This window comes from Mesorhizobium sp. M7A.F.Ca.CA.001.10.2.1, from assembly GCF_003998575.1.
Taxonomy (GTDB): domain Bacteria; phylum Pseudomonadota; class Alphaproteobacteria; order Rhizobiales; family Rhizobiaceae; genus Mesorhizobium.
Map to the genome: position 1 here is coordinate 1 of NZ_RZQY01000893.1, position 1904 is coordinate 1904.

Below are 1904 nucleotides of genomic sequence, written 5' to 3' on the forward strand. Positions count from 1 at the left end.
GCGCAGCCGGTGGCTGGGTTGCCGACAGCAGATGCCCGTCGGCGGAAAACCGATAGATGTTCGGGCCGTATTCGTCGGAGATGAACATCGAACCATCGGGCAGTCGCACGATCGCCTCGTTGTCGAGCGCCAGCTTGCCATTGTCGGCTTGCGGCAGGATCGGCATGTCGCCGCTTGCCGCGCGCACGCCGTTGAGCGGATCCAGGCCTGTGGCATCAGCCCCCTTGTCGTCGGTGAGAAGCATGGTGTCGGCGAGCGTTGCCTTGACGCCGGTCTGCTGCTGGCCGGCAGCAGGTGCCGCACCTGGTGCCACCGGGGTAAACTCGATGGCGACGGTGTTGAGGCGCGGCCGGTAGTCGGTGGTACCGACGACATTGTAGCCGCGATCCGGCAGCAGCCAGAGCGAACCTTTGTAGCCGGCGGCCTCATGCGTCCAGCCTGATGTGTCGATCGACATGCCCGAGCCCGAACCAAACGTCTCGCCGAACTTGTCGCGCTGAGCGGCCGGGATGCGGCCGACGCCGACCAGCCCTTTGTTGACAAAGCTCGTGCCGCCGACGGTCGCGGTGCTGTCGGCGAGCGCCGGCGTCAAGGCGGTGAACAAGGCCAGCGCGACGCCGAGCGACGCGGTTCGATACAGGTGTTTCATGGATAATCCTCTTTGTGACGGATGTGCCGGAGCGGCCGCGGGACGAAAAACTGAAAGAGGTGCGACATCGATGATGCCGCGCAAGCCTCCCCGAAACGCGGTCTACGGCGCGAACATGATGCTTGCGTGACAGCGCGCAGTGCATGCCGGCGGTCGACGAAAAACGATGCGCGCGCGGCACTGGACACTTATGTCCAGTGCATATATGATCCAGCCTTCGGACTAACCGTGGAGGGGAAGCCTTGAAGTCGCACTACCGCGCAGTCGTCATCGGGGGTGGCGTGGTCGGGGCCTCGGTGCTCTACCACCTGACGCGATTTGGCTGGAGCGATGTGGCGCTGATCGAGCGCGCCGAACTGACAGCCGGTTCGACCTGGCACGCGGCGGCAGGCTTCCATGCGCTCAACGCCGACCCCAACGTGGCGGCGCTGCAGGACTACACCATCAATCTCTACCGCGAGATCGCGGCCGAATCCGGCTGGGATATCGGCCTGCACATGACGGGCGGCGTCAACATCGCCAGCGATCCCGCGCGCTGGGAGTGGCTGAAATCGGCCTGGGCGGTGTTTCAGTCGGTCGGCATCGAGACCGCGCGCCTTGTCACGCCCGACGAGATCAAGGCGATCTGCCCGATCGTCGACGTCACCGGCGTGCTAGGCGGCCTGCATGATTCCAACGAGGGGCACCTCGACCCGTACGGCACGACGCACGCCTATGCCGGCGCTGCAAAAAAGCGCGGCGCCGACATCATCCTGCGCAACCGGGTGGTCGAGTTGAAGCCGCGCGCCGACGGTCGCTGGGATGTCGTCACGGAGCAGGGCACCATTATCGCCGAGCATGTCGTCAATGCCGGCGGGCTGTGGGCAAAGCAGCTCGGCCGCATGGCCGGCATCGACCTGCCGGTGACGCCGATGGAGCACCATTATTTCATCACTGAGGACATTCCCGAGATCGCGGCGCTGGACAGGGAAATCGGCATCGCCGTCGATCTCGACGGCTTTTCGTATCTCAGGCAGGAGCGCAAGGGCGTGCTGCTCGGCGTTTACGAGCAGAACCCGAAGCACTGGAACATGGATGGCGCGCCGTGGGACTACGGCATCGAGCTGATCCCGGAAGACATCGACCGCATCAGCCCCGAACTCGCCAAGGCGCATGAGCGCTTTCCTTGCCTGGCGACGGCCGGCATCCGCAAATGGGTCAACGGCGCCTTCACCTTCACGCCGGACGGCAATCCGATTGTCGGGCCGGTGCGCTG

At 65.0% G+C, this 1904-nt stretch carries 2 protein-coding genes; one reads left to right on the plus strand and one right to left on the minus strand.

Annotated elements, in window-relative coordinates:
• The coding region (locus EN964_RS33135) for an esterase-like activity of phytase family protein (RefSeq protein WP_206528798.1) at positions 1-649 on the minus strand (649 nt) is incomplete at its 3' end.
• 242 nt (positions 650-891) lie between these two features.
• On the opposite strand from EN964_RS33135, the gene EN964_RS33140 reads away from it, so the two are divergent.
• A partial coding sequence (locus EN964_RS33140; RefSeq protein ID WP_164776289.1) for an FAD-binding oxidoreductase occupies positions 892-1904 on the plus strand: 1013 nt, incomplete at its 3' end.